This is a genomic window from Neisseria dentiae (genome assembly GCF_024580525.1).
Taxonomy (GTDB): Bacteria; Pseudomonadota; Gammaproteobacteria; order Burkholderiales; family Neisseriaceae; genus Neisseria; species Neisseria dentiae_A.
In genome coordinates, this window is the sequence record NZ_JANIKQ010000005.1 from 71,536 (window position 1) to 95,542 (window position 24,007).

The following is a 24,007-nucleotide window of genomic DNA, read 5'->3' on the forward strand; positions in this document are numbered from 1 at the left end:
TCCTTATGCCCCAATGATAGAGCCATTAGATTTGAAAAAGCGGACACGTTTCACTTTACCGTCGCTTTCAACCAATTTGATACCTACACGATCAGCCTTATTGGTTTCAGGATTGAGAATAGCAACGTTTGAAATAGCCAAAGGCATATTTTTAACAATGATTCCACCCTCAATACCACGCATCGGGTTCGGCTTTTGATGGCGCTTGGCCACATTAACGCCTTCCACCACCACTTTATCGCCCAATACTTTAACAACCTGGCCTTGTTTGCCTTTATCCTTACCGGCAATTACAATTACTTTATCGCCTTTAATAATCTTGTTCATCGCTGCTATTCCTTATAAAACTTCAGGTGCCAATGAAACAATTTTCATAAAGCGCTCTGTACGCAACTCGCGGGTCACCGGACCAAAAATACGCGTACCCAAAGGCTCAAGTTTATTGTTCAACAAAACGGCTGCGTTATTATCAAATTTAATCAGTGCGCCATCAGGACGACGAACGCCTTTTGCGGTACGAACCACTACAGCGTTATATACATCACCTTTTTTCACACGACCACGCGGAGCCGCATCTTTCACTGCAACTTTAATAATGTCGCCAACCGAAGCATAGCGACGCTTAGATCCGCCTAATACTTTGATACACATCACGCGACGCGCACCAGAGTTATCAGCCACATCTAAGATGGTCTGCATTTGAATCATTTTTTTACCTTTAAAAAAACCAACTTAATTTACCTTTTTCAGACGGCCCGATATGCCAAAGCTTCAGCATTCTACAATCTGACACCTTCAAAAGGTTCTAGTAAACCAGTCTTGGATCCCGAAGGGAAGAAACTTCCAGAGAGAAACTGAAAGATAAGAAACGAAGTTTACATACAAATTCACTTTGATGCAAGACTTCGTTTCTCTTTTTAAAACCGTACTGTCTTAATTTTTAAACAGCACGAGCTTTTTCTACCAGCTCTTTAACAACCCAAGACTTGGTTTTAGACAACGGGCGGGTTTCTTCAATCACAACCACATCACCGATGCCGTATTGATTTTGCTCGTCATGAGCATGAATTTTAGTCGAACGGCGGATAATTTTGCCATACAGGGGATGTTTAACTTTTCGCTCCACCAATACGGTAACGGTTTTATCCATTTTGTCGCTAACCACTTTGCCTTGCAAAGTACGAACATTTTTAGTTTCGCTCATTACTTAGCACCTTTTTCAGTTAAGATGGTTTTGATACGGGCAATATCGCGACGCACTCGTTTCAATTCGCTCGGTTTGCCTAATTGGCCGGTAGCATTTTGCATACGCAGGCCAAATTGGGTTTTCAGCAAATCAAGCAAATCCGCATTCAATTGCTCAACCGATTTGTCTTTCAATTCATTCGCTTTCATTATTGACCTACCTGTCTTACTACAAATACTGTCGGAATCGGCAGTTTGGCAGAAGCCAATTCAAATGCCTCGCGAGCCAAAGCTTCGGGCACACCGTCCATTTCATACAGCATTTTTCCGGGTTGGATTTCAGCTACATAGTATTCGGGAGAACCTTTACCGCCACCCATACGAACTTCCGCAGGTTTTGCAGTAATGGGTTTATCGGGAAATACACGAATCCAAATACGGCCACCACGTTTGATGTGACGGGTCATAGTACGGCGGGCCGCCTCGATTTGACGCGCAGTCAAACGACCGCGACCAACCGCTTTCAAACCGAACTCACCAAAACTCACTTTATTACCGCGGGTAGCGATACCGGTGTTACGGCCTTTGTGCTGTTTACGGTATTTGAGTCTAGTTGGTTGCAGCATGACGACCTCCTGCTTTTCTTTGTCTCTTCTCTTGCTCGGGTTTCGCCTGAGCCGCTTTTTCGCTGCCCTCGCCGGTATAAACCCAAACTTTCAAACCCAAAACGCCATAAGTGGTATGCGCTTCACTGGTTGCATAGTCAACATTGGCACGCAACGTATGCAGGGGAACACGTCCTTCGCGATACCATTCGCTACGGGCAATATCCGCACCGTTCAGACGGCCTGAAGTCATGATTTTGATACCTTTGGCACCGACGCGCATGGCATTTTGCATAGCGCGCTTCATGGCGCGGCGGAACTGAACGCGTTTTTCAAGTTGTTGGGCAATGCCATCGGCGATAATTTGCGCATCCAATTCAGGCTTGCGAATTTCCTCAATGTTGACATGAACCGGCACACCCATCAGGTTTTGCAGGTCACGCTTCAACACCTCGATATCTTCGCCTTTTTTACCGATTACCACACCAGGGCGAGCCGAGTGGATGGTAATGCGGGCTGATTTTGCCGGACGTTCAATTACAACGCGACCGACAGAGGCATTCGCCAAGCGTTTGCGCAAATAATTGCGAACATCAATATCTTGTTTCAGAACGGTCGGGAAATCGCTGCTTTTTGCAAACCATTTGGAAGACCAGTCTTTGGTTACCGCCAAGCGAAAGCCGGTAGGATTAATCTTTTGTCCCATAGCTTTTCCTTAATTACCTACTGTCACATTGATATGACAGGTTTGTTTTTCAATGCGGTTACCACGACCCTTGGCACGCGCCTGAAAACGTTTCAGGCTCGGCCCTTTGTCAACAAAAATGGTGACCACTTTCAGCTCGTCAATATCGGCGCCTTCGTTATGCTCCGCATTAGCAATAGCAGACTCCAGCACTTTTTTCACGAGTTCAGCACCTTTTTTCGGGCTAAATGCCAAGATATTCAAAGCTTGGGCAACGTCTTTGCCACGAATCAGATCTGCTACCAAACGGGCTTTTTGCGCAGAAATACGGGCGTTTTTATGTTGTGCACTTACTCTCATGATTCACCTTATTTCTTTTTAGCCTTTTTATCAGCCAAATGGCCTTTAAAGGTACGGGTCAATGAGAACTCGCCCAGTTTATGGCCGACCATATTATCGCTGATAAATACCGGCACATGGGTACGGCCGTTGTGCACAGCGATGGTCAAACCGATAAAGTCGGGCAGAATGGTAGAACGACGCGACCAGGTTTTAATAGGACGTTTGTCGTTATTTGCACGAGCCGCATCTACTTTTTTCAGCAAATGCAGGTCTACATATGGGCCTTTTTTCAATGAACGAGCCATATCAATTAACCTTTATTTGAGTAACGGCGGCGAACAATCATATTGTCCGTGCGTTTGTTGTTACGAGTACGGTAACCTTTAGCAGGCGTACCCCACGGGCTAACCGGCTCGCGCGCTTCGCCGGTACGGCCTTCACCACCACCGTGCGGGTGGTCAACCGGGTTCATTACCACACCGCGTACAGTCGGGCGGATACCACGCCAGCGATTGGCACCGGCTTTACCGATTTTCTTCAGGCTTTGTTCTTCATTACCCACTTCACCGATGGTGGCGCGGCAATCAACATGGATTTTACGCACTTCGCCGGAACGCAGACGAACTTGGGCGTAAATGCCTTCTTTAGCCAGCAATACCGCAGAAGCACCGGCAGAACGTGCAATTTGCGCACCTTTACCCGGCTTCATCTCGATACAGTGAATGGTTGTACCCACGGGAATATTGCGGATAGGCAGGGTGTTGCCCACTTTAATCGCAGACTCGGCACCTGAAACCAATACCGCACCCGCTTTAATACCGCGCGGGGCGATAATGTAGCGGCGCTCGCCGTCTGCATAGCACAACAGGGCAATGTGGGCAGTACGGTTCGGATCGTATTCGATACGCTCCACTTTCGCAGGGATACCGTCTTTATTGCGTTTAAAGTCCACTACACGGTAGTGGTGCTTATGACCGCCGCCTTTATGGCGGGTGGTGATATGGCCGTTATTGTTGCGGCCGGCGGTAGAGTTTTTCTTCTCAACCAAGGCAGCATACGGCGCACCTTTATACAAACCTTCTGTGGTTACGCGAACCATGCCGCGACGGCCAGCAGAGGTAGGCTTCATTTTTACAATAGCCATGTTACTTATTCCTTATCTGCAGTTGCCGCAGCAGCTTCCAAATCCAACTCCTGACCGGCAGCCAAGCTAACATAAGCTTTTTTCACATCGCTGCGACGGCCGATGGTGCGGCCAAAACGTTTGGTTTTGCCTTTAGTGGTGGTAGTGGTTACAGAAGCCACTTCCACACCAAACAGCAACTCGACAGCAGCTTTGATTTCCTGCTTGGTTGCATTCGGCAATACTTTGAAAGTCATTTGATTGCGTTTTTCGGCTAACAAATTGCTTTTTTCGGAAACAACAGGCGCCAAAATCACTTGAGTCAAACGTTGCTGATTCATACCCATTGCTCCTCTAACTGTGCAACCGCATCTTTGGTCATCACGACTTTTTTGTAACGCAGCAAACTGTAGGGATCAATTTGCTGTGCTTCCAAAACCAGTACGTTAGGCAAATTGCGCGAAGCCAGATAAACATTTTCATCCAACTGCTTGGTAACAAACAAAACTTGTTCCAAGCCCAGATTTTTCACCTGCTCTGCAAACACTTTGGTTTTCGGCGTTTCGGCGGTTAACGCATCAATAGCGAAAAGACGCTCGTCACGGGCCAATTGCGACAGAATAGTCGCCATACCGGCACGGTACATTTTGCGGTTAACTTTTTGAGTGAAGTTTTCGTCGGGTTTGTTCGGGAACGCACGGCCACCTTTGCGCCACAGCGGAGAAGAAGTCATACCGGAACGCGCACGGCCGGTACCTTTCTGACGCCACGGTTTTTTAGTGGAGTGATTCACTTCCGCACGGGTTTTCTGAGCACGGTTGCCTGAACGGGCGTTTGCCAAGAAAGCAGTAACCAGCTGATGAACCAACGCTTCATTGTATTCACGGGCAAACAAAGCATCAGAAACAGCCAAGCTGCCTGAAACCTGCCCTTTAGCATCAATTACTTTTAATTCCATTACGCACCTACTTTCACGCTGGGACGTACCACAACATCGCTGTTTACCGCACCGGGAACAGCACCCTTAACCAGCAACAGCTGGCGCTCGGCATCCACTCGTACAACTTCCAGATTTTGAACGGTTGCCTTGGTGTTGCCGTATTGGCCGGCCATACGCTTGCCCGGGAATACACGGCCGGGGTCTTGCGCCATACCGATAGAACCGGGAACGCGGTGTGAACGCGAGTTACCGTGGGAGGTACGTTGCGCGCCGAAGTTGTGGCGCTTGATGGTGCCTGAGAAACCTTTACCTTTGGAGGTTCCGGTTACATCGACCAATTGGCCGGCTTCGAACATGGCAACGGTAATTTCGTCGCCAGCTTTCAACTCGCCCAACTTTTCCGCAGAAACAGCAAATTCAACCAATCCGCGACCTGCTTCCACACCTGCTTTGGCAAAGTGGCCGGCTTCGGCTTTGTTGACGCGGTTTGCTTTTTTCTGACCGAAGGTAACCTGAACGGCAGTATAACCGTCGGCATCTTCGGATTTCACTTGAGTGACGCGGTTGGCAGACATATCCAACACGGTTACCGGAACAGAAGCACCCTGTTCGTTAAACACGCGGGTCATGCCCACTTTGCGCCCAACCAGACCTAAAGTCATGATTATTTTCCTTTTTAATTAAAGGGGCCGATTACGATTGATCGGCCATTGCACAAAAAACATACTTGGCACAATGCCAAGCAGCGCACTATAACACAGCTCGAGAACACCTTACAAGAAAAACTTTGTTTTCAAAGCCGAATTTCAAGCTTTATTTATTTTCGAGCCGGCTTGATTTACTCACCCTGAGGCCGTCTGAAAAATGCGGTTCATACAACCCGGATTTTTCAGACGGCCTCCAAGCTTAATATAACTTCCGGCAGCTTTATCTGCCGATGCGGGTATGCGAGGTTTCCACACCGCCTTTGATTTCGCCGTAAATTTCGTTTTGGCCGCCGGTGCGGGGCTGTGCGCAGGCTGCCAGCAATAAAACGATAAGGGTGGAACACAGGGCTTTCATAATGTTTCCTTTATATATAAAGTTCGGCCAACCCCACCTTGGCACGGAATTCAGCCGTTGATTTTACAGGAAAAGTGGAACGCATCGATTTCAAAACCGTTTTCAAAATACAGACGGTGCGCCGGTGTGCGCTCGCTGCCCACATCCGACCAAACTTGGATTTTATCTATTCCTTCTTCTGCGGCGATACGGCGCACTTCTGCCAGCAGGCGGGCGGCGTAGCCTTTGCTGCGGCCGTGGGGAATGGTTACGATGTCGTCGATATGGATGTGGCGGCCGCCGGCAAGGTTGGTTTGCTCGCGAAAGCCGCAAACGGCCACGGCATTGGCCTTGCCTTCTTCAAAAATACCGAACAGGCGGTAGCCTTGCGGCCGCTGCTGCGTGTTGACCTGCTCCACGAAGCGTGCCACATCAGTAATGCCCGCGCGCAATATGCTCAAGGCGGCAAAAGCAACCGCGGTGTCTTCTGCACCGATTTCGCGCAACACGCTTTCTACCGGAGCGGCTTCAACCGCTGCAGCCTGCTGTTCGGCCACCTGTTTTTCCTGGATAGCCTGCGACAGCGACACGCGCTCTTGTACTGCACCGGCTTCTTCTTGTGCCTGTTCGTCTATCAAGGCTTTGCAGTCCATCACGCGCAAATCGTTGTCGGCGGCAAAGTCCATCAGAAAACGGAACATCGGCGGGTTGATTTCTTCCAGTTTTTTGTCCACCGCCACGCAGCGGACCTTATCAACCAGAATCGGGCGCACCCATTCGTGGTAAGACAGGCGGTTGCCTTTATCGAACGACGACAGAATGCCGCACAAACGCTCCGCCCAGTCACTGGGGCGGAAAACCTTGCCGTTGCCGGTGGTGCCGTGAATCACGATTTCATAGGGATTGCAAACTAACATGAACGGTTCTCCGAAGGGAGTTGTCGGACGGAAAAATGCGGATTATACCCGACAGCCGTGCCGCCCTAAAGGTTTAAGGGCCGCGCGCGCCGCCTGTGTTGCGGTATTTCAAAAACTTTCGGTAAAACGCTGCAAACACGAATTTATTTTGCTACTAACGATATACCAAAATCCTAAAAAATCAAGAAACAAACCTACGTTTCTCTCGCCGAAAAAATCAATACACCCTTGAGCCAATCAAGGCCGTCTGAAAAATTTTTTGTAAAATTGTTGACAATCTATTGCACGCCGACTTTTTTTTCGGTATGGTTCAGTTTGTGAGTTTTTGTTAAATTGTCAACAATACCCAAGAGGTGTACCATGAAAAAAATTACGGCCATGATTAAACCGTTTAAATTGGACGACGTGCGTGAAGCCTTAAGCGACATAGGCATTCAGGGCATTACCGTTACCGAAGTGAAAGGCTTCGGCCGCCAAAAAGGCCATACCGAAATTTACCGCGGCGCAGAATATGCGGTGGATTTCCTTCCGAAAGTGCAATTGGATATCGTGGTGGCCGACGGTGAAGTGGAACGGGTAACCGAAGCCATCATCACCACGGCCCGCACCGGCAAAGTGGGCGACGGCAAAATTTTCGTCAGCCCGGTCGAACAGGTTATCCGTATCCGCACCGGCGAAACCGGTAACGAAGCCGTGTAGTTTTATTACCCCTAACTTACGGCAACAAATATTTTGATATAGGAACTGCAAAATGAATGCGTTGAAAATCCTTCCCCTTGTCTTGCTATACCCCGCCGCCGCCTCTGCCGCCGAAACCGACGGTTGGTGGCAGCCTTTTTCCGCAATCAACTCGGGCGACACCGCATGGGTGATGACTTCGGCCGTGTTGGTTCTGTTTATGACGCTGCCCGGCCTTGCATTGTTTTACGGCGGCATGGTGCGTAAGAAAAACCTGCTTTCCACCATGATGCACAGTTTTTCCGTCGGCGCATTGGTGAGCGTGTTGTGGATGTTAATCGGCTATTCGCTGGCCTTTACGCCCGGCAACGCCTTTATAGGCGGTTTGGAGCGCGTGCTGCTCAACGGCATGAGTTTGGATGTGGCCAAAGAAATGGTTACCGTGTCGCCCAATGCCGGCAGCGTACCCGAAGCGGTGTTTATGTTTTTTCAAATGACTTTCGCCGTGATTTCCACCGCCATTATCGCGGGCGCATTCGCCGAACGCATGAAATATTCGGCCATGATGCTGTTTTCTGGCCTGTGGATGCTGCTTGTTTACGTGCCGACGGCACACTGGGTGTGGGGCGGCGGCTTTATGAGTGCGGGCGGCGTATTTGACTACGCAGGCGGCACAGTAGTGCACATCAATGCCGGTGTGGCCGGTTTGGTAGCCGCACTGGTTTTAGGCAAACGCGTGGGTTACGGCAAAGAAGCCATGCCGCCGCACAATATGGCCTTCACGCTGGTTGGCGCCGCCATGCTGTGGGTGGGCTGGTTCGGTTTCAACGCCGGCTCGGCCGTGGCCGCCAACGCTTCCGCAGGCATGGCGATGGCCGTTACTCAAATCGCCGCCGCCACCGGCGCACTGGTTTGGCTGCTGTGTGAAAAACTGGTGGGCCACAAACCCTCTGCCTTGGGTTTGGCTTCGGGCGCGGTGGCCGGCTTGGTGGGCATCACCCCCGCCGCAGGTTTTGTCGATCCGAAAGGCGCGCTGGTTATCGGCATCGTTACTGCCGCCGGCTGTTACTGGGCTTCCGTGATTCTGAAACGCAAACTCGGCTACGACGATTCGCTCGACGCCTTCGGCATCCACGGTTTCGGCGGTCTGATCGGTGCCGTGCTGACCGGCTTGGTGTTCAACAACCAGATTTTCGGCGGCGATGCGGTTATCGGCAAACAAGTGCTGATTCAATTGAAAGACGCTCTCACCACCATCGTTTACAGCGGCGTGATGAGCTTTGTGATTCTGAAAGTGGTCGGCATCGTTTGCGGCGGCCTGCGCGTGGAACGCGATATAGAACGCGAAGGCCTGGATTTGAACATCCACGGCGAACGTGTGGAATAACAACCAAAATAATAACTTGTTGTTTTGTAGTGGGATAGGCTGTCTGAAAAGGGGTTTCAGACGGCCTCTTTTTCTTTGGTGCGAAAACCGTGGGCAAAATCCCCAAAAGTTTTTTCACCATCAATTTTGCCGGCCCCAGCGCCCCTCCCCGCAAGCCGAAACCTTAGCCAAAGCCATATGGGCAGAGACCTTTGCAAAAGCCGGTTTGCTCCTGAAAATGTTTTTATTCCGTCATGTCCGGGCTTGACCAGATTGTCTGTTATTTATTTTGAAACAAGAAGATACCCAGGCCAAACCCGAGCATGACACAGAGGTTTTAAAATGCGGAAAGAAATTTTGTACAGGCCGCAGTCCTGTGCAAACTCCTTAAGGCCGTCTGAAATGCTCAAATCCCCGGCCTGAAACTTCCGCAACACCTCAATCTTTAAAATCCTTATGACAAGCCTTGCAGCTTTGCCCCACTTGGCCGAACGAAGCCTTAACCACAGCATAATCCCCGCGTTGCGCCGCCTGATTCAGCGCCGCCGCCGCATCATTAAACCGCTTGATGGCCGCCTGAAACGCCTGCGGGTTTTCCCACACCGTAGCCTTCGCATCCGAACCGCTGCCGTTGCTGCCCGCGCCATAATGCTTCCACGGCTCACCCGCCGTTTCGTTCAACTGCGCCGCCAGCGCAGCAAACTCCTTGGCCGGAAACGACTGCGCATCGCTCTTCTTAAGCATATCGCCCATTTTCTTATTCAAGCCGCGCCACTCTTTCATATATTGCTGGCGCGCCTTAATATCGCCCGCATCGGCATGAACCCAACCCGCAGCCAAAACCGTGCACAACAGCACCAAAAAATGCTTTTTCATCTTTGTGTTCCTTTAAAAATACAGCCATTCAGCCCGAAATAAAACACCGCGCAGCCGAACCAGCCCGCACCAACCGTTTCAAAACCAACCTGCCATAATATTTATCATCGTTGTAAAACCAAGCATACCGCGCCCTTACGGCTTTGCCAACCGGCACCAACCGATATAGGCCAACAAAATCACATTCATCATCAGCGCATAAATCACCGCCGGCAACGCAAACGCCTCATTATTTAACACAAACGGGCTGCCCGCCACCGCAATCGCCTGAGCCGAATTCTGCATACCCACCTCAATCACAATCGTACGCCGCTGCCTGGCCGGCAGCCCGAACGCCGCCGCCAGCAGCGCCCCCAAAGCCATCGCCGCCAAAATCAGCGCCGACACCATCCACACCAGCGACACGAAATGCTGTACGATAATCTGCCGGTTGGCCGCAAAAAACACCGCCGCCAACACCAGCAGCGCCGGAAACGCCACCTTATCCAACCCCTTTTTCGCCTTTTGCGCCCAATCAGGCCAAAAACGGCGTACCGCCATGCCCAGCAACACCGGCAGCAGCACCAACACCACATTCTGCACCAGCAGCTGCCCCACCGGCAGCTTCACCGCCCCCGCGCCGCCCAAACCCGCCGCATCAAACGCATACAGCAGCACCGGCGGAATGGTAAACACCGTAATGATGCTGCTCAACACCGTAAGCGTTACCGATAGCGGCACATCGCCCCGGGCAACCGAAGTAAAAATATTCGACGACGTGCCGCCCGGCGAACAGGCAATCAGCATCAGCCCCACCAACAGATAAGGCTCCGGCCCGAACAAGCCAACCAACCCCGCCGCCAGCAACGGCAGCAGCACAACCTGCGCCGCCGTGCCCACCAACACCGCCTTCGGCTGCCGCAGCAAAACGGCAAAATCGCCCGGCTTAAACGACAAGCCCAAACCGAACATCAACAGCAGCAAAATCGGGAGAACGATAAAAATAGGGTTCATAACATTCCGTTTAAATTAAAAACACAGCTTTTCAGGCTGCGCCAGCTTGCAGAACGGCAATTGTAACATTGCCCGAAACCGCAAAACGGCTGTTGAACCCCCGATAAAAAGCCGTCTGAGGCTTTTGAAAATTCTTTTCTATACCTTAAAACACTTGCGTCATGCTCGGGCTTGACCCGAGCATCTTTTGTTTTAGAAGCAAAAGAGATACTCGGGTCAAGCCCGAGTATGACGGAATATAAGTAAATTCAGGAATAAAACGGCTTTTTTGCAAAGGTCCCAACCTGAAACATTGCCGCCATTCGCATTCCGCTCTACCCGGGCTTGAGCTGAATATCTGTGATTTCTTACGAAACAAAAAGCTACCCGGGTCAAGCCCGGACATGGCGCAGGTGTTTTAAGTTGAGACCTTTGCAAAATTCATTTAGGCCGTCTGAAAAATCAGATTATCGTCATTCCCGCGTAGGCGGGAACCCAGTCGCTTTGCCATAAGTTATTGAAATAAAATACTTGATGGTTTGAAGACTGGATTCCCGCCTACGCGGGAATGACGGAATTTAAGCATTTCAGACGGTCTTAAGGGTATTTTTGCAAAGGCTCAGGTTTCATTTGGAAATGCAGGTTTTACAAAGACTTCGCCTTACGCGCTGTTATCAAATATACAAGGCCGTCTGAAAAATAGCTTTCAGACGGCCTGTAAGATTTAAAAACCCGATTGAAGTTTAAAAAGGTTGGTATTTGGTTATACCCAGGTTTCGCTTTGTAGGGTGCGAGCCAACGGCACGCACGCGTTGTGTTTTCTTAATTACAGCCCATCATTTCGCGTGCGTGCCGTTGGCTCACACTCTACAGAAAGGCTATACTTTCTTGATAAATCAAGAACTTAAATTAAAATTTCGTAAATTAATTCGAGTAAAATTATAAGAATTCCAAAAGGTGCAAATACTGTTCCCAACAAAATTATCGTGGCAGAATGAATAGGTTTATCTGACATATTTTGAGCTAACTGAGCTATCAAAAAATTCTTAAATTTATCAAATATTGATGTGTATTTGTAGAGTATGGCAGCAAATAAAAATACCATACCAAAAATTGATGTAAAAAGACTAGAGAAAAATAGCATTCCTTCCGGGAAGGCATAAATTAATTCAGAGTTTCCTCCTATAATTTCACCATTAGGCTTTATATACCAATCCTCAAGAGTAACAAAATACCCCGACAACTCTAAAGGATGGCTAAACCATGAAATAATACTATCAATCAAAGAATAATCCACGTTCTCACCTTCATTCGGTAGCTTTTTGTTTATTATGAAATGCTTAAAATTCACAAATAGAAATGCAAATAAAAACATAGAAAAAACAAAATCTATGAATACAGAAAATACTTGAATAATAATATTCTTTTGAGAAGACCAATTGAATATACATCTCGTTAAAGATATTGATATATAATCAATAAAAATACCAAATATAAGTAGATATGCAAATCGTTGCCATACTAAATTTGTTACGTCAGGAATACTAAGCCAGCTATAAGGATTTCTTATTGTTAAAATAATGCAAAGAGCAATGAAAAATAAAACAGTTACCAAAGCTGATGTAAGAAATGCACGAAGCGATATTATTTTTTTCCCATAAACAATATCTGATAAATAAACTGAAGAAATTAAAAATTTTGAAAATGGCCTATTTATCTTCAGTTTTTCTATATAATCAGGAATTTGCTGGGCAATGCTACCCTTGCCAAAGTTGTCATCAAGCCATTTAGAAAATCCTAAAACTATTCCAATTATTATAGGAATTGAGGTAATTAAACCACTAAGAGATAAATATTCTTTAATGAGGTTTATCATATCCAATCTTTCTAAAAATTCCCAATCTAATTAATATTTCTGGGCTTGGGAAGCAAGGCACCTTTGTTGAGTTTTCTCCATTCAATGCGCCTCTTCCCAATTCTCCCCCACGCCCACTTCGGCCACCAGTGGCACGTTTAATCTGCCACCGGCCACGCCTGCCATAATTTCGGGCAGTTTCTGTTTCACCAATTCCAATTCCGCTTCGGGTACTTCCAACACCAATTCATCGTGCACCTGCATAATCAGTTTGCTTTGCAGGCCGTCTGAAACGAGCCAGTCGCGCACGTTTATCATGGCGCGTTTGATCAGGTCGGAGGCGGTGCCCTGCATGGGGGCGTTGATGGCGGCGCGCTCAGCCCCGGCGCGTTGGTTGGCGTTGGCGGCGCGGATGTCGGGCAGGTAGAGGCGGCGACCGAACAGGGTTTCGACATAACCTTGCGCGGCGGCCTGTTCTTTGGTGCGCTGCATATAGTCGGCCACGCCGGGGTAGCGGGCGAAGTAGCGGTCGATAAAGTTTTTGGCGGACAGGTTGTCGATGCCCAACGATTTGGCGAGGCCGTATTGCCCCATGCCGTAGATCAGGCCGAAGTTGATGGTTTTGGCGTAGCGGCGCTGTTCGCTGCTGACGCTTTTGGGTGCAACGCCGAACACTTCGGCGGCGGTGCGGCGGTGCACGTCTTCGCCGTTTTGGAAGGCGGCGAGCAGGGTTTTGTCGCCGGAGAGGTGCGCCATAATGCGCAGTTCGATTTGCGAATAGTCGGCGGATACGATCGCGCTGCCGGCGGGGGCGGTGAAGGCGCGGCGTACGCGGCGGCCTTCGGCGGTGCGGATGGGAATGTTTTGCAGGTTGGGGTTGTTGCTGGCAAGACGGCCGGTGATGGCGACGGCTTGGGCGTAGGTGGTGTGCACGCGGCCGGTGTGCGGGTTGATCATCTCGGGCAGTTTGTCGGTGTAGGTGGATTTGAGTTTGGCCAGGCCGCGGTTTTGCAGGATGATGTTGGGCAGCGGGTAGTCGGGCGCGAGCTGTTCGAGCACGGCTTCGTTGGTGGAAATGCCGCCGGAAGCGGTTTTTTTCAGCCCTTTGGTGGGAATGCCCATTTTGTCGAACAGGATTTCCTGCAATTGTTTGGGCGAGTTGAGGTTGAAGGGCTGGCCGGCGATTTGGTAGGCCTGCTGCTCGAGCTGCAACAGTTCGCTGCCCAGTTCGTGGCTTTGGCGGGCGAGTTCGTTTTTGTCGATCAATACACCGTTGCGCTCCATTTCAAACAGCACTTGGGCCACGGGCAGCTCCATATTTTGATACATTTCCAGCTGTTTGGCATCCATGCGCGCTTTGAGCCAGCTTTCGATGCGCAGGGCGAAATCGGCGTCTTGCGCGGCATATTCGGTGGCCTGCTCCAGCGCCACGTCGGCAAAGCTGATTTGTTTGGCACCTTTGCCGCACAGGGATTCATAAGTGATGGTGGGCAGGCCGAGCCAGCGTTCGGCCAATTCGTCCAGCCCGTGCCCCAAGTGGCTTTCGAGAATATACGAGGCGAGCATGGCGTCGCCGGCAATGCCGTTTAAGGCAATATCATAATTGGCGAAAATATGCTGGTCGTATTTGAGGTTTTGGCCGATTTTTTTGAGTTCCGCATTCTCCAAATGCGGTTTCAGACGGCCTAATACTTCGTTTAAATCAAGCTGTTCGGGCGCGGCGGTGGGGGTATGGCCGAGCGGGATATATACGGCGTCGCCCGCGGCAAAGGCAATGCTGATGCCCACCAGCTGCGCTTCCATCGGGTTGAGCGAGGTGGTTTCGGTGTCGATGCCGACAGCTTCGGCTTGGGATAATCTGTCCAGTAGGGCGGCGAACTGCGCTTCAGTGGTAACTGCTTGATAGTTCAGCGCGGCGGGCGCGGGGGCGGTTTGCGGCAGGCTGTCCGCCACATTTTCAGACAGGCTTTGTTCGGCCAGCGCGGCCTGTTCGCCAATGTGCGCGGCGCCGAACAAATCGCCGTTGCCTTCATGCATACGCTCTTCGGCTTCTTTCAGCCAGGTGCGGAAATTCAGGCGTTTGAATTCCACCGCCAGTTGCGACCATTTCGGCGTGCTGCGGCGCAGGCTTTCGAGGCCGTCGACCAGCTCCGTATGCAAATCGACATCGGTTTTGATGGTCACCAGTTGGTAAGACAGGGGCAGTTGCGGCAGCGCGGCTTGCAGGTTTTCGCCCACCTTGCCTTTGATTTCGCCCGCGTGTTCGATCACGCCTTGCAAGGTACCGTATTGTTCCAGCCATTTCACCGCGGTTTTCGGGCCGCATTTTTCCACGCCGGGCACGTTGTCCACTTTGTCGCCCATCAGCGCGAGGTAGTCGATGATTTGGTCGGGGCGCACGCCGAACTTGGCTTTGACGCCTTCTATATCAAGCTTCTCGTTGCTCATGGTGTTGACAAGGGTAACGTGTTCGCTCACCAATTGCGCCATGTCTTTGTCGCCGGTGGACACCACCACGTTCCAGCCCGCCGCTTCGCCCTGTTTGGCGAGCGTGCCGATCACGTCGTCCGCTTCCACGTCGGGCACCACCAGCACCGGCCAGCCCATCAGCCACACCATTTCCGGCAGCATTTCCGCCTGCGGGCGCAATTCGTCGGGCATCGGCGGGCGGGTGGCTTTGTAGTCGGGAAACATTTGGTGGCGAAAGTTTTTGCCTTTGGCGTCGAACACCACCGCGCAATAGTCGTGCACATAATCGGCGCGCAGGCGGCGCAGCATATTGAGCACGCCGTAGAGCGCGCCGGTGGGCGTGCCGTCGGGTGAGGTTAAGGGCGCCATGGCGTGGAAGGCACGATAGAGATAGGAAGAGCCGTCAACGAGGAGCAGGGTTTGGGACATAATCAGGCCGTCTGAAAAATAATCGAAAATAAAAGGGATTATAAAGGATATGCAGCATTAGCCGAACCGCAAAACGGCAGGCGGTTACTTTTGGGATAGTTTTGAAATATATCTTTTATATCAAACAACTTTGCATAATAAGTATTTTTTATGATAAGGTGAACCAAGCCCTGCTCCCGCAGCGGGCTTACCCCACACGTTAATAATGAGAAGAAAAGGAGGCTGTCATGTTGCGCTATTCCGTTATATTTTTTGTTATCGCCATTATTGCCGCTGTGTTGGGCTTCGGCGGAATCGCCGGCAGTGCTGCAAGCATTGCCAAAATTCTGTTTATCGCGTTTTTGGTTTTGGCCGTGTTGTCGCTGATTTTCGGCCGCAAACGTTAACTGTTTCCACATCAAAAAAGCCCGACGGTGTTTGCCGACGGGCTTTTTTGCGGCTTCGCCTTGTCTCGTATTGCGTTGCTGCATGATAAAACACCGTTTTCATTGTTTTATCGGAACCGCCACTCTATAATATGCCCGTTCCCTTAAGGGAGTAGCCATCCGGCCCGTTCAAGCGGCCGGAACCGTTGTCAACACAATTGCCTTGCAGGCATGGCAGCGGTATCTCCGCCCGAAACCGGAGACAGGCAAGACTTAAGGCACACAAACCCCCTCGCGGGCGGTGTTTGTTGTGCTTTATCGTCTGCCCGCAACGGTTTTGAGTGTCTCGATGGAAGCCTTTTTCTCTTCAACCCTCGGTGTGGCCATTGCCGAAATCGGCGATAAAACCCAATTGCTGGCCTTGTTTCTCGCCGCCCGTTTCGCCCAAAAAAACGCGATTGTGGCGGGTATGTTTGCGGCAACCCTGCTCAACCATGCCGTTTCCGCCGTGTTCGGCGTGTGGCTGGCGCAAACCGTGTCGCCCGATATGATGAAATGGATTGTCGGCCTGAGCTTTATCGCCGTCGGCCTGTGGCTGCTCCTGCCCGACAAAGCCGACGGCCCCGACAGCCGCTGGCTGAAATACGGCGCGTTCGGTGCTACCGCAGTGCTGTTTTTTCTGGCAGAAATCGGCGACAAAACGCAGATTGCCACCGTGCTTTTGGCCGCCAAATACCAAGAAATGTTTTGGGTGGTGGCCGGCAGCATACTCGGCCTGATGCTCGCCAACGTGCCGGTGGTGTATCTGGGCGAAGCGCTGATGAAAAAAATCCCCGCCAAAGCCGTTCGCCTCGCCGCCTGCGCCCTCTTTTGCATTTTGGGTGCGGCAACATTGGCCGGCGGCGGCATTTCCCTGCAATAATAGTGGGTTAACAAAAACTGATACAGCGTTGGCTCACCTTGCCGTACTATTTGTACTGTCTGCGGTTCGCCGCCTCGTCTCAAATTTTGTTAACCCACTATTAAAGGCCGTCTGAAAAATGTTTTCCGTATTATTGCGCCACCACGACTTCGCAGCCGTTAACAAACCGCACGGCGTTGCCGTGCACCGCAACAGCGGTTCGGACGGACTCACCCGCGCCCTGACCGCCCAGCTCGGTGTGCCGCGCGTGTGGCTGGTACACCGTTTGGACCAACCCACCAGCGGCGTACTGCTGGTAGCCTTGAATCAGGAAGCCGCATCCGCGCTGGCGCAGCAGTTCGCCGCCAAAACCATACGCAAAACCTATTTGGCTTTGAGCGACAAAAAACCCGCCAAAAAGCAGGGCTGGGTAAAAGGCAGCATGGAAAAATCGCGGCGCGGCGCATGGAAACTCACCCGCGATATGCACAACCCTGCCGTTACGCAGTTTCACAGCCGCAGCGCCGCCCCCGGCCTGCGCCTGTTTGTGTTACAGCCACACACCGGTAAAACCCACCAATTGCGCGTTGCCATGAAAAGCCTCGGCAGCCCGATTCTGGGCGACGCGCTCTACGGCGGCAGCCCTGCGGCCAGGCTGTTTCTGCATGCTTGGAAGCTGGCATTCGATTACGGCGGCACGCATTATGAAATCACCGCCCCGTTGGATGAAAACTGGCCGCAAAGCGTTTCAGACGGCCTGCCCGCCTTATTGTGAAAAATTTGCCGCACCTGTTGCGGCACTAGGGAGTGTAGTCAGAATGCTTGTGAAGCGGTTTTTTGAGGAAAAATCCGTAGATGCCAGGCAAAAAGCGCAGCAAGATTGGACATCTTGCGAGCATTTTAGCTTCGCAAGTCCGCTACGCTACCTAACGCCGCAGATGCGGATTTTGACCAAAAATACCGCCGCAACGCTTTCTGACTGCACTCCCTAAACCTTTTGGAGCGGAATTACCGCCGTTTATTGAACGCCAACCCGCCATAAAACACTTTTACAGACAATATGGTTATAATCCGCCCCTTGCTATTTCGTATTCCAACCCAACGCATTACATGAAACCGCTTTTCTACTGCATCACCGCCGCCCTAACCGCACTGGCCGCCCTGCCCGCACACGCCGCCACTTATATCTGCAAAGACGGTGACCGTGCCGTTTATTCAACCATTAAACTCAATGCCGGCTGCACGCTTTCGCAGATGGACGGCACCAGCAACAGCGCCCCGCCTGCCGGCAATAACGCCATGCCCACCAAAGTCGAAAAAGTGTGGGAAACCGAACAACCCACCGCGCAAGACGACATCAAAATCGCCCCGTCTTCGCGCGACACCACCGTTACCAACACCGCCGAAGCCGCTTCGCCTTCGCTGCAAGTGAAAATCCGCAACGCCAACAAGGCGAAAAAGCAGGCGCCGCGCAAACCGATTATCGTGCCGCACATCACCGCTGCTCCCGCCAAACAGCAGCTTTCGCGCAATCAGATTCTGCAAAACGAAATCCGCAACGAGCAAACCGCACTGGTACGCACCAAGGCGCAGCTAAACGTTGCCAAGAAAAAAGGCGACAAAGCCAAAACCAGCCGCCTCGAGCAGGAAGTCCGCGACCGCGAAGCCAGCATCCGCGCCATTCAGGCAGAGATGAAACGCTGAAGCACATTGCTTGCCCGCCAAACAATCAGGCCGTCTGAAAAAGTTTTCAGACGGCCTGAAGCCTTTGCAAAATTCAAACCGTCTCCTAGGGCCTGTTGGCACAACGCAACGGCGGTTTTTTGATCAGAAATCCCAGTCTGCGGCGTTAAAAACCGATTCCCGCCACTCCAGCCTGCGCGGTGAGTATAGCCAATCAACTTAAGAAAATCTGCTCGCGGCATACTCGGAGCCGGCCCAAACATGACGTTCGGCTATTAAATAAGTAGTTTGGCTATGGCGCAGCGGACTTGCGAAACTAATGATGGAATTGAAGTATTTCAGACGGCCTTAAGGTATTTTTGCAAAGCTCTCGCGCTTTACAAAAATTTCGGCTTTTTACTTTTCGGCAACCCGCGTTTGCCGCCTGCCGGTTTCAATATCCGTTAGAATGCAATCCATAACACATTCGCAACTTATCCGTCCCCACCATGGCTCACTTTTTTATCCGCCGCCCGGTTTTTGCCTGGGTATTGGCGATTTTCATCACCTTTGCCGGCGCTTTGTCGCTGTTGACGCTGCCGCTGGAACAGTATCCCAATATCGCGCCGCCGCAGATTTCGGTGGTGGCGCGCTATACCGGCGCGTCGGCCGAAACGGTCAACGATTCGGTTACGCAGGTCATCGAGCAGCAAATGAAGGGGCTGGACGGCCTGATGTATATGAGTTCTACCGCCGATTCTTCGGGGCAGTCGCGCTCCACCCTCACTTTCGAGCCAGGCACCGATATCGATGTGGCGCAGGTACAGGTACAAAACGCCTTGCAGCAAACCCTGTCGCGGTTGCCCAACGAAGTGCAAGAACGCGGGATAACGGTGACCAAAGGCGGGCAGGACAATCTGGTTACCTGGATGTTCACCACCGATGATCCCGCTGTGTCGCGGGTGATGATTACCGATTATCTGGCCAGCAATCTGGTGGATGTGTTGGCGCGTATCGACGGGGTGGCGGAAATCACGCTCTACGGCAGCCCTTATGCGATGCGCGTGTGGCTCAACCCCGACAAACTCGAGTCTTACCAACTGATGCCCTCCGACGTGGTGGCGGCGATTCAAAACCAAAACGTGCAGGTATCGGCCAGGCAGCTCGGCCAACTGCCGGCGGTAGACAACCAAATGCTCAACGTGCCGATACAGGCGCGCGGCAAGTTTTCCACCGTGGCCGAATTTGAAAACATTATTTTGAAAAGCACGGCCGGCGGCGCGGCGGTTACGCTGAAAGACGTAGCGCGGGTGGAACTGGGCGCGGAAAGCGCCGACGTGCAAAACCGGCTCAACGGGCGCGAAGCCGGTGCGTTCGGCGTGGTGCTGGCCGACAATGCCAACGCGCTGGATGTGGCGGCGGCGGTGGAAGCACGTATCCGTGCCATGGAACCGGGTTTTCCCTACGGCATGAAAGCGCAAACCAGCCAAGACAGCGTGCCGTTTGTGAAGGCTTCGCTGGAAGAAGTGCTCAAAACGCTGCTGGAAGCGGTGGTGTTGGTGGTGATTGTGATGTATGTGTTTTTGCAGAGCTGGCGCGCCACGCTGATTCCCGCCGTGGCCGTGCCGGTGGTGCTGATGGGCACGCTCGGTGTGTTGGCGCTGTTGGGCTATTCTATCAATATGCTGACCATGTTTGCGCTGGTGCTGGCCATCGGCCTGTTGGTGGACGATGCGATTGTGGTGGTGGAAAACGTGGAGCGCGTGATGCACGAAGAGGGGCTGGACGCGAAAACCGCCACCGAAAAATCCATGCGGGAAATCTCATCGGCGCTGGTGGGCATCGGCATGGTGTTGTCGGCGGTGTTTGTGCCGATGGCGTTTTTTCCCGGCTCCACCGGCGTGATTTACCGCCAGTTTGCCGTCACCATTATCGCCGCCATGGGTTTTTCGGTGCTGGTGGCGCTAACGCTCTCGCCGGCAATGTGCGCGCAGTTTTTGAAAGCCAAAGCGCATAACAACCCCGGCGGCGGTTTGTTCAGACGGCCTTTGCTGGCATTCAACCGCGGTTTTGAACGTGCGTCGGCATGGTATGGCGCTACGGCAGGCAAACTCTTGCAGCGCAGCAAAATCATGCTGGCGGCGTTTGTGGGCATTTTGGCGGTGTGTGCCGCCCTATTTGTGTGGCTGCCCACCTCGTTTCTGCCCGAAGAAGACCAAGGCTTTCTCTCGGTGAGCATCACGCTGCCGCCCGGCGCCACCGATGCACGCACCCAGAAAATCGTAGCCGAGCTAACCGACTACTTCATGCGGCAGCCCGAAGTCGCCACCGTTCACGCACTCACCGGCATACGCGGCAGCCAAGGCTACGGCCAAATCACCTTGCGCCTCAAACCGTGGGACGAGCGAGCGGGCGCGGAACACACCGCCGCCGCGCTGGAGCGCCGTATCGCTGCTGAAATGCGCAAACGCACCGATGCACGCATTTTCGTGAGCCTGCCGCCGGTGGTGCGCGGCCTCGGCTCGGCCGGCGGGGTGAGTTTTATGATCAAAGACATGAACGGCGCCGGCTACGATGCGCTGGTGGCCGCCAAAGACCGCTTTATCGAGCTGGCACGAAGCAGCCCTTATTTGGACAGCGTGCGCACCAACAACCAAGACGCCCGCACCCAGCTGGCGGTGGATTTGGACAACTTCAAAGCCGCTGCCCACCAAGTCGAACCGGCGGCCGTCAACCAGCTGCTCAACAACGCGCTCGGCGGCACTTATGTGAACGACTTTATCCACAACGGCCGCGTCAAACGCGTGTATGTGCAGGCGGATGCGCCGTTCCGCATGCAGCCGCAGGATATCGGCAACTGGAAAGTGCGCAATACGGCCGGACAGATGATTCCGCTTTCCGCCATCAGCACCATCCGTTGGGACATCGCCCCGCCGCAATTAATCCGCTTCAACGGCAGCCTCGCCATGGAGATGCAGGCCGGCGTGAAAAGCGGCGCCAGCTCCGGCGATGCCATGCGCGAAGTGCAAAACATCATGGCGCAATTGCCGAGCGGTTTCGATTACGAATGGACGGGCGCTTCGCTGCAAGAACAGCGTGCCGGCAGCCAGGCACCGCTGTTATACGCCATCTCGATACTGTTTGTGTTCCTCTGCCTGGCGGCGCTGTATGAAAGCTGGAGCGTGCCGTTTGCCGTGATTCTGGCCGCCGCTTTGGGCATACTCGGCGCGCTCGCCGCCACCTCGCTGCGCGGCCTGAACAACGACGTGTTCTTTCAGGTAGGACTGCTCACCACCGTCGGCCTGGCCGCCAAAAACGCCATCCTGATTGTGGAGTTCGCCATGCAGCTGCAAGCGCAGGGCAAAACCGTATTTGCCGCCGCCGTCGAAGCCGCCCGCCTGCGCCTGCGTCCGATTGTGATGACCTCGCTCGCCTTCGGCTTCGGCGTGCTGCCGCTGGCACTGGGCACCGGCGCGGGGGCTGCCAGCCGGGTTGCCATCGGCACGGCGGTGCTCGGCGGCACGGTGATTTCGACCGTGCTCGGTTTGCTGTTTGTGCCGGTGTTTTTCGTATGGGTGAGGGCGTGGGTGCAAAAACGGAACCAAACCGCTGAAAACACCAGCATATAAAAACACTCAGGCCGTCTGAAAAAGTTTTCAGACGGCCTGATCTGTTCTCTGCCTACTTCGCGTCTTTAAACCCGCGTTTCAGATGCACCATCAGCAATGCCACCGCAGCGGGCGTTACGCCGGAAATGCGGCTGGCCTGGCCGACTGTTTCGGGGCGGTGCTGGTTGAGTTTCTGCTGCACCTCCGCCGACAAGCCTTTGATCTTGCTATAGTCGATGTCGGCGGGCAGATTCAGCGTTTCGATGTCGCGGCGGCTTTCGATTTCGTCGTTTTGGCGGTCGATATAGCCTTGGTATTTCACTTGGATTTCCACTTGTTCCGCCACCTCGGCGGCCAAGCTTTCAGACGGCATGGCGCCCTCCAGCGTCATCAGCACGGCGTAATCGATATTGGGGCGGCGCAGCAAATCGTGCAGGTTGGCTTCGCGCGATAATTTTTGGCCGAACACGCGCACTTGTTCGCCCTCCGGCAGTTTCTGCGGCGTGTACCAAGTGGTTTTCAGGCGCTGGATTTCGCGCTCGATGCTTTCGCGTTTTTCGTTGAACGCCCGCCATTGCGCTTCGCCGACCAAGCCGATTTTGCGGCCGTCTTCGGTGAGGCGCATATCGGCGTTGTCTTCGCGCAATTGCAGGCGGTATTCGGCGCGGCTGGTAAACATGCGGTAAGGTTCGTTCACGCCTTTGGTAATCAAATCGTCCACCAACACGCCCAGATAAGCCTGCTCGCGGCGCAACAAGAGCGGCTCTTGTTCACGCACATATTGCACGGCGTTGGCACCGGCCAGCAAGCCTTGTGCGGCGGCTTCTTCATAGCCGGTGGTGCCGTTGATTTGGCCGGCGAAGAAGAGGCCGGCGATGGTTTTGGTTTCCAAACTGGCTTTGAGGTTACGCGGGTCGAAATAGTCGTATTCGATGGCATAGCCGGGGCGCAGGATATGGGCGTTTTCCAAACCTTTCATCGAGCGCACCAGCGCCAGCTGAATATCAAACGGCAGGCTGGTGGAAATGCCGTTGGGGTAGTATTCGTGGGTCGTCAGGCCTTCCGGCTCGAGAAAAATCTGATGGCTGTCTTTATCGGCGAAACGGTTGATTTTGTCTTCGATCGACGGGCAATAGCGCGGCCCCACGCCTTCGATTTTGCCGGTAAACATCGGGCTACGATCGAAACCTGAGCGGATAATCTCGTGCGTGTGCAGATTGGTGTGGGTAATCCAACAGGAAACCTGTCGCGGATGCATGGCGGCATTGCCGCGCACGGACATCACCGGCACAGGCGTGTCGCCGGGCTGCTCGGTGAGTTGCGAAAAATCAATGGTACGCCCGTCGATACGCGGCGGCGTGCCGGTTTTCAAGCGCGACACCGGCAGCTTCAATTCTTTCAGACGGCCCGACAAACCTTGCGCGGCCGGATCGCCCGCGCGGCCGCCGGCATAGTTTTCCAAACCGATGTGGATTTTGCCCGCCAGAAACGTGCCGGCGGTCAGCACCACGGCGCGGGCTTTGAATTCCACTCCCATCGCGGTTATCACGCCGGATACGCACTCGCCTTCCAGCGTGATGTCTTCCACCGGCTGCTGAAAAAGCTCAAGGTTCGGCTGATTTTCCAGCATTTCGCGGATGGCGGCCTTATAAAGGATGCGGTCGGCCTGTGCACGGGTGGCGCGTACCGCAGCGCCTTTGCTGGCGTTCAGACGGCGGAACTGGATGCCGCCTATATCGGTGGCCAGCGCCATCGCGCCGCCGAGCGCATCGACTTCGCGCACCAAATGGCCTTTGCCGATGCCGCCGATAGACGGGTTGCACGACATTTGGCCGAGGGTTTCGATGTTGTGGGTAAGCAAAAGCGTTTGCACGCCCATGCGTGCGGCGGCCAGTGCGGCTTCGGTGCCGGCATGGCCGCCGCCGACCACGATCACGTCGTAGGTTTTGGGGTAAATCATGATGTTGAATGCGTTGGGAAAAATAGCG

At 52.9% G+C, this 24,007-nt stretch carries 27 protein-coding genes; 7 read left to right on the forward strand and 20 right to left on the reverse strand.

Going from position 1 to position 24,007, the window contains the following annotated elements:
- Positions 1–3 precede the first annotated feature (3 nt).
- The 14 genes from rplX to NQ012_RS04760 all read right to left on the reverse strand — a co-directional run bounded on the left by rplX (position 4) and on the right by NQ012_RS04760 (position 6,838).
- Positions 4–327, reverse strand: a complete 324-nt coding sequence (gene rplX / locus NQ012_RS04695; RefSeq protein WP_085365359.1) for a 50S ribosomal protein L24 — start codon at positions 325–327, stop codon at positions 4–6.
- Between the two features lie 12 nt (positions 328–339).
- Positions 340–708, reverse strand: a complete 369-nt coding sequence (rplN, locus tag NQ012_RS04700) for a 50S ribosomal protein L14 (RefSeq protein WP_002215434.1) — start codon at positions 706–708, stop codon at positions 340–342.
- Between the two features lie 232 nt (positions 709–940).
- A complete protein-coding gene (gene rpsQ, locus NQ012_RS04705; RefSeq protein ID WP_085365358.1) occupies positions 941–1,204 on the reverse strand; it encodes a 30S ribosomal protein S17 in 264 nt (87 codons plus the stop codon).
- Complete coding sequence (gene rpmC, locus NQ012_RS04710) at positions 1,204–1,395, reverse strand: 50S ribosomal protein L29 (RefSeq protein ID WP_085365357.1); 192 nt, start codon at positions 1,393–1,395, stop codon at positions 1,204–1,206. The genes rpsQ and rpmC overlap by 1 nt, the downstream gene beginning before the upstream one ends.
- The gene (gene rplP / locus NQ012_RS04715) at positions 1,395–1,811 is read right to left on the reverse strand and encodes a 50S ribosomal protein L16 (protein WP_085365356.1); all 417 of its coding nucleotides are present in this window, start codon (positions 1,809–1,811) and stop codon (positions 1,395–1,397) included. The genes rpmC and rplP overlap by 1 nt, the downstream gene beginning before the upstream one ends.
- On the reverse strand, positions 1,795–2,496 hold the full coding sequence (gene rpsC, locus NQ012_RS04720) for a 30S ribosomal protein S3 (RefSeq protein WP_257066470.1): 702 nt from the start codon (positions 2,494–2,496) through the stop codon (positions 1,795–1,797). The genes rplP and rpsC overlap by 17 nt, the downstream gene beginning before the upstream one ends.
- Before the next feature lie 9 nt (positions 2,497–2,505).
- The gene (gene rplV / locus NQ012_RS04725) at positions 2,506–2,835 is read right to left on the reverse strand and encodes a 50S ribosomal protein L22 (protein WP_054599879.1); all 330 of its coding nucleotides are present in this window, start codon (positions 2,833–2,835) and stop codon (positions 2,506–2,508) included.
- A gap of 8 nt (positions 2,836–2,843) precedes the next feature.
- A complete protein-coding gene (gene rpsS, locus NQ012_RS04730) occupies positions 2,844–3,122 on the reverse strand; it encodes a 30S ribosomal protein S19 (RefSeq protein ID WP_009119027.1) in 279 nt (92 codons plus the stop codon).
- 5 nt (positions 3,123–3,127) lie between these two features.
- Positions 3,128–3,961 (reverse strand): 50S ribosomal protein L2, encoded by an 834-nt coding sequence (rplB, locus tag NQ012_RS04735; RefSeq protein WP_257066471.1) that lies wholly within the window; start codon positions 3,959–3,961, stop codon positions 3,128–3,130.
- Between the two features lie 5 nt (positions 3,962–3,966).
- On the reverse strand, positions 3,967–4,281 hold the full coding sequence (rplW, locus tag NQ012_RS04740; RefSeq protein WP_174222532.1) for a 50S ribosomal protein L23: 315 nt from the start codon (positions 4,279–4,281) through the stop codon (positions 3,967–3,969).
- Positions 4,278–4,898 (reverse strand): 50S ribosomal protein L4, encoded by a 621-nt coding sequence (rplD, locus tag NQ012_RS04745; protein WP_085365352.1) that lies wholly within the window; start codon positions 4,896–4,898, stop codon positions 4,278–4,280. Before rplD ends, rplW begins: the two co-directional genes overlap by 4 nt.
- Complete coding sequence (gene rplC / locus NQ012_RS04750; RefSeq protein ID WP_085365351.1) at positions 4,898–5,542, reverse strand: 50S ribosomal protein L3; 645 nt, start codon at positions 5,540–5,542, stop codon at positions 4,898–4,900. Before rplC ends, rplD begins: the two co-directional genes overlap by 1 nt.
- A 265-nt stretch (positions 5,543–5,807) precedes the next feature.
- Positions 5,808–5,942: a hypothetical protein gene (locus NQ012_RS04755; protein ID WP_257066472.1), complete on the reverse strand. Its 135-nt coding sequence runs from the start codon at positions 5,940–5,942 to the stop codon at positions 5,808–5,810.
- A 50-nt stretch (positions 5,943–5,992) separates the two neighbouring features.
- Positions 5,993–6,838 (reverse strand): GNAT family N-acetyltransferase, encoded by an 846-nt coding sequence (locus tag NQ012_RS04760; RefSeq protein ID WP_257066473.1) that lies wholly within the window; start codon positions 6,836–6,838, stop codon positions 5,993–5,995.
- Positions 6,839–7,198: 360 nt separating this feature from the next.
- Here NQ012_RS04760 and NQ012_RS04765 point away from each other — a divergent pair, with 360 nt between their 5' ends.
- On the forward strand, positions 7,199–7,537 hold the full coding sequence (locus NQ012_RS04765; protein ID WP_257066474.1) for a P-II family nitrogen regulator: 339 nt from the start codon (positions 7,199–7,201) through the stop codon (positions 7,535–7,537).
- Between the two features lie 52 nt (positions 7,538–7,589).
- Positions 7,590–8,903 carry an ammonium transporter gene (locus NQ012_RS04770; protein WP_306440812.1) on the forward strand — a complete coding sequence of 438 codons (1,314 nt, stop codon included), beginning with the start codon at positions 7,590–7,592 and terminating at the stop codon, positions 8,901–8,903.
- A gap of 417 nt (positions 8,904–9,320) precedes the next feature.
- Here NQ012_RS04770 and NQ012_RS04775 read toward each other — a convergent pair whose 3' ends face one another.
- The 4 genes from NQ012_RS04775 to polA all read right to left on the reverse strand — a co-directional run bounded on the left by NQ012_RS04775 (position 9,321) and on the right by polA (position 15,483).
- Positions 9,321–9,758: a c-type cytochrome gene (locus NQ012_RS04775; protein ID WP_257066475.1), complete on the reverse strand. Its 438-nt coding sequence runs from the start codon at positions 9,756–9,758 to the stop codon at positions 9,321–9,323.
- A 135-nt stretch (positions 9,759–9,893) separates the two neighbouring features.
- A complete protein-coding gene (locus NQ012_RS04780; protein ID WP_257066476.1) occupies positions 9,894–10,751 on the reverse strand; it encodes a bile acid:sodium symporter family protein in 858 nt (285 codons plus the stop codon).
- 883 nt (positions 10,752–11,634) lie between these two features.
- A complete protein-coding gene (locus tag NQ012_RS04785; RefSeq protein WP_257066477.1) occupies positions 11,635–12,606 on the reverse strand; it encodes a hypothetical protein in 972 nt (323 codons plus the stop codon).
- 81 nt (positions 12,607–12,687) lie between these two features.
- Positions 12,688–15,483, reverse strand: a complete 2,796-nt coding sequence (gene polA, locus NQ012_RS04790; RefSeq protein ID WP_257066478.1) for a DNA polymerase I — start codon at positions 15,481–15,483, stop codon at positions 12,688–12,690.
- 227 nt (positions 15,484–15,710) lie between these two features.
- Here polA and NQ012_RS04795 point away from each other — a divergent pair, with 227 nt between their 5' ends.
- From NQ012_RS04795 to NQ012_RS04810, 4 genes are all read left to right on the forward strand, one after another.
- Entirely contained in the window at positions 15,711–15,869 is a 159-nt protein-coding gene (locus NQ012_RS04795; RefSeq protein ID WP_257066479.1) for a DUF1328 domain-containing protein, read from the forward strand.
- 328 nt (positions 15,870–16,197) lie between these two features.
- On the forward strand, positions 16,198–16,770 hold the full coding sequence (locus tag NQ012_RS04800; protein ID WP_257066517.1) for a TMEM165/GDT1 family protein: 573 nt from the start codon (positions 16,198–16,200) through the stop codon (positions 16,768–16,770).
- Between the two features lie 118 nt (positions 16,771–16,888).
- Positions 16,889–17,524 (forward strand): TIGR01621 family pseudouridine synthase, encoded by a 636-nt coding sequence (locus tag NQ012_RS04805; RefSeq protein ID WP_257066480.1) that lies wholly within the window; start codon positions 16,889–16,891, stop codon positions 17,522–17,524.
- Positions 17,525–17,859: 335 nt separating this feature from the next.
- Positions 17,860–18,453 (forward strand): hypothetical protein, encoded by a 594-nt coding sequence (locus NQ012_RS04810; RefSeq protein WP_257066481.1) that lies wholly within the window; start codon positions 17,860–17,862, stop codon positions 18,451–18,453.
- On the opposite strand, the gene NQ012_RS04815 is transcribed toward NQ012_RS04810, so the two are convergent.
- Complete coding sequence (locus tag NQ012_RS04815) at positions 18,432–18,674, reverse strand: hypothetical protein (protein WP_257066482.1); 243 nt, start codon at positions 18,672–18,674, stop codon at positions 18,432–18,434. The two genes, NQ012_RS04810 and NQ012_RS04815, sit on opposite strands and share 22 nt — an antisense overlap.
- A 246-nt stretch (positions 18,675–18,920) precedes the next feature.
- Between NQ012_RS04815 and NQ012_RS04820 the strand changes: the two genes are divergently transcribed.
- Positions 18,921–22,040: an efflux RND transporter permease subunit gene (locus NQ012_RS04820; protein ID WP_257066483.1), complete on the forward strand. Its 3,120-nt coding sequence runs from the start codon at positions 18,921–18,923 to the stop codon at positions 22,038–22,040.
- 52 nt (positions 22,041–22,092) lie between these two features.
- On the opposite strand, the gene mnmG is transcribed toward NQ012_RS04820, so the two are convergent.
- The gene (gene mnmG / locus NQ012_RS04825) at positions 22,093–23,979 is read right to left on the reverse strand and encodes a tRNA uridine-5-carboxymethylaminomethyl(34) synthesis enzyme MnmG (RefSeq protein WP_257066484.1); all 1,887 of its coding nucleotides are present in this window, start codon (positions 23,977–23,979) and stop codon (positions 22,093–22,095) included.
- Positions 23,980–24,007 lie beyond the last annotated feature (28 nt).

Coding starts and splice junctions, on each gene's coding strand:
- rplX (WP_085365359.1), bottom strand. CDS start 327: ATGAACAAGATTATTAAAGGCGATAAAGTAATTGTAATTGCCGGTAAG.
- rplN (WP_002215434.1), bottom strand. CDS start 708: ATGATTCAAATGCAGACCATCTTAGATGTGGCTGATAACTCTGGTGCG.
- rpsQ (WP_085365358.1), bottom strand. CDS start 1,204: ATGAGCGAAACTAAAAATGTTCGTACTTTGCAAGGCAAAGTGGTTAGC.
- rpmC (WP_085365357.1), bottom strand. CDS start 1,395: ATGAAAGCGAATGAATTGAAAGACAAATCGGTTGAGCAATTGAATGCG.
- rplP (WP_085365356.1), bottom strand. CDS start 1,811: ATGCTGCAACCAACTAGACTCAAATACCGTAAACAGCACAAAGGCCGT.
- rpsC (WP_257066470.1), bottom strand. CDS start 2,496: ATGGGACAAAAGATTAATCCTACCGGCTTTCGCTTGGCGGTAACCAAA.
- rplV (WP_054599879.1), bottom strand. CDS start 2,835: ATGAGAGTAAGTGCACAACATAAAAACGCCCGTATTTCTGCGCAAAAA.
- rpsS (WP_009119027.1), bottom strand. CDS start 3,122: ATGGCTCGTTCATTGAAAAAAGGCCCATATGTAGACCTGCATTTGCTG.
- rplB (WP_257066471.1), bottom strand. CDS start 3,961: ATGGCTATTGTAAAAATGAAGCCTACCTCTGCTGGCCGTCGCGGCATG.
- rplW (WP_174222532.1), bottom strand. CDS start 4,281: ATGAATCAGCAACGTTTGACTCAAGTGATTTTGGCGCCTGTTGTTTCC.
- rplD (WP_085365352.1), bottom strand. CDS start 4,898: ATGGAATTAAAAGTAATTGATGCTAAAGGGCAGGTTTCAGGCAGCTTG.
- rplC (WP_085365351.1), bottom strand. CDS start 5,542: ATGACTTTAGGTCTGGTTGGGCGCAAAGTGGGCATGACCCGCGTGTTT.
- NQ012_RS04755 (WP_257066472.1), bottom strand. CDS start 5,942: ATGAAAGCCCTGTGTTCCACCCTTATCGTTTTATTGCTGGCAGCCTGC.
- NQ012_RS04760 (WP_257066473.1), bottom strand. CDS start 6,838: ATGTTAGTTTGCAATCCCTATGAAATCGTGATTCACGGCACCACCGGC.
- NQ012_RS04765 (WP_257066474.1), top strand. CDS start 7,199: ATGAAAAAAATTACGGCCATGATTAAACCGTTTAAATTGGACGACGTG.
- NQ012_RS04770 (WP_306440812.1), top strand. CDS start 7,590: ATGAATGCGTTGAAAATCCTTCCCCTTGTCTTGCTATACCCCGCCGCC.
- NQ012_RS04775 (WP_257066475.1), bottom strand. CDS start 9,758: ATGAAAAAGCATTTTTTGGTGCTGTTGTGCACGGTTTTGGCTGCGGGT.
- NQ012_RS04780 (WP_257066476.1), bottom strand. CDS start 10,751: ATGAACCCTATTTTTATCGTTCTCCCGATTTTGCTGCTGTTGATGTTC.
- NQ012_RS04785 (WP_257066477.1), bottom strand. CDS start 12,606: ATGATAAACCTCATTAAAGAATATTTATCTCTTAGTGGTTTAATTACC.
- polA (WP_257066478.1), bottom strand. CDS start 15,483: ATGTCCCAAACCCTGCTCCTCGTTGACGGCTCTTCCTATCTCTATCGT.
- NQ012_RS04795 (WP_257066479.1), top strand. CDS start 15,711: ATGTTGCGCTATTCCGTTATATTTTTTGTTATCGCCATTATTGCCGCT.
- NQ012_RS04800 (WP_257066517.1), top strand. CDS start 16,198: ATGGAAGCCTTTTTCTCTTCAACCCTCGGTGTGGCCATTGCCGAAATC.
- NQ012_RS04805 (WP_257066480.1), top strand. CDS start 16,889: ATGTTTTCCGTATTATTGCGCCACCACGACTTCGCAGCCGTTAACAAA.
- NQ012_RS04810 (WP_257066481.1), top strand. CDS start 17,860: ATGAAACCGCTTTTCTACTGCATCACCGCCGCCCTAACCGCACTGGCC.
- NQ012_RS04815 (WP_257066482.1), bottom strand. CDS start 18,674: ATGCCGCGAGCAGATTTTCTTAAGTTGATTGGCTATACTCACCGCGCA.
- NQ012_RS04820 (WP_257066483.1), top strand. CDS start 18,921: ATGGCTCACTTTTTTATCCGCCGCCCGGTTTTTGCCTGGGTATTGGCG.
- mnmG (WP_257066484.1), bottom strand. CDS start 23,979: ATGATTTACCCCAAAACCTACGACGTGATCGTGGTCGGCGGCGGCCAT.